The organism is Methylorubrum podarium, assembly GCF_022179745.1.
GTDB lineage: Bacteria > Pseudomonadota > Alphaproteobacteria > Rhizobiales > Beijerinckiaceae > Methylobacterium > Methylobacterium podarium.
This window is the reverse complement of sequence record NZ_BPRD01000640.1, coordinates 1-1,220: the sequence shown is the minus strand read 5'-3', so window position 1 is coordinate 1,220 and position 1,220 is coordinate 1. Positions and strand designations below refer to the sequence as shown.

Here is a 1,220-nt window from a genome sequence, read left to right as displayed (position 1 = left end):
GGCACGCCGCTCCTCGACGATCTGCCGGACCTCGCCGATCTTGCCGAGGCGGGGCTCGCCCGCCTCGACGCGGACCGCCTCGCCCTGACCGAGGCGGGCCTGGAGCGTTCCGACGCGATCGGCCCCTGGCTCCAGACGGCGGGCGTGCGCGAGCGAATGCGCACCTACGCGCTGCGCTGACGATGGTGCCCGCCCCTCTCGACATCCTCTACCGGGGGCCGCTCGCGAGCTGCAATTACGCCTGCCCGTACTGTCCCTTCGCCAAGCGCCGGGACAGCCGCGAGACCCTACGGCGCGACGCGGCGCAGCTCGCCCGCTTCGTGGACTGGGCCGAAGGCCAGACACGGCGCAGTCTGGGCATCCTGTTCACGCCCTGGGGCGAGGCGCTGATCCGGCCGGCCTACCGGGCGGCGATGGCGCGGCTCAGCCGGATGCCGCATGTCCGCCGCGTCGCCGCGCAGACCAACCTGTCCTGGCCGATTACGTGGCTCGACGCGTGCGACCCCCTCCGCGTCGCCTTCTGGTGCACCTTCCATCCCGGCGAGACGCCGCTCGACCGCTTTCTCGCCCGCTGCGCCGAACTCGACGCCCGCGGCATCAGCTACAGCGTCGGGATCGTGGGCAAGCGGGAGCATCTTCCGGCGCTCGCCGCCCTCCGCCGCGCCCTGCCGCCCGCGATCTACCTCTGGGTGAACGCCTACCGGGACGAGGGGCCGAACTATTACCGGCCGGACGACCTCGCCGCCCTGCGCGCCGTCGATCCGCTGTTCGACATCAACCGCACGGGGATCCGCAGCCGCGGCCGGGCCTGCGCCACGGGGGAGAGCGTGGTGAGCGTCGACGGCGACGGCGAGGTCCGCCGCTGCCACGTCGTCGCGGCACGGATCGGCAATCTCTACGACCCGGATTTCGACGCCGCCCTCACGCCGCGACCCTGCCCGCTCGCCCAGTGCCGCTGCCATATCGGCTACGCCCACATGCCGCATCTCGGCTTCCGCGAGATGTTCGGCGCGGGGCTTCTGGAGCGGGCGCTGCCGCCGGCCCGCCACGATGCGGTGCCCATCGTCGAGCGCGTTCGGTAGGCGCGCTTCCCTGACGGTTTCAAGGCTGATGGGTTCGATCCAGACCCCACCACCGCCACCCCGGGGCAAGCGTCACTCCCCATACGAAGGGCTCCCGGTTCCTGTGTCGCTCCCCGTGGGGCGACACAGGAACCGGGA

2 protein-coding genes are annotated in these 1,220 nt (G+C 72.5%); both read left to right on the top strand.

Annotated features, from left to right (window positions below):
• On the top strand, nt 1–180 hold a 180-nt coding region (locus MFF42_RS25120), incomplete at its 5' end, for a hypothetical protein (protein ID WP_238258700.1).
• 2 nt (nt 181–182) lie between these two features.
• Nucleotides 183–1,082 carry an STM4011 family radical SAM protein gene (locus tag MFF42_RS25115; RefSeq protein WP_238258698.1) on the top strand — a complete coding sequence of 300 codons (900 nt, stop codon included), beginning with the start codon at nt 183–185 and terminating at the stop codon, nt 1,080–1,082.
• Nucleotides 1,083–1,220 lie beyond the last annotated feature (138 nt).

Excerpts from the sequence above, each read along its gene's own strand:
- MFF42_RS25115 (WP_238258698.1), top strand. The coding sequence starts at position 183 with ATGGTGCCCGCCCCTCTCGACATCCTCTACCGGGGGCCGCTCGCGAGC.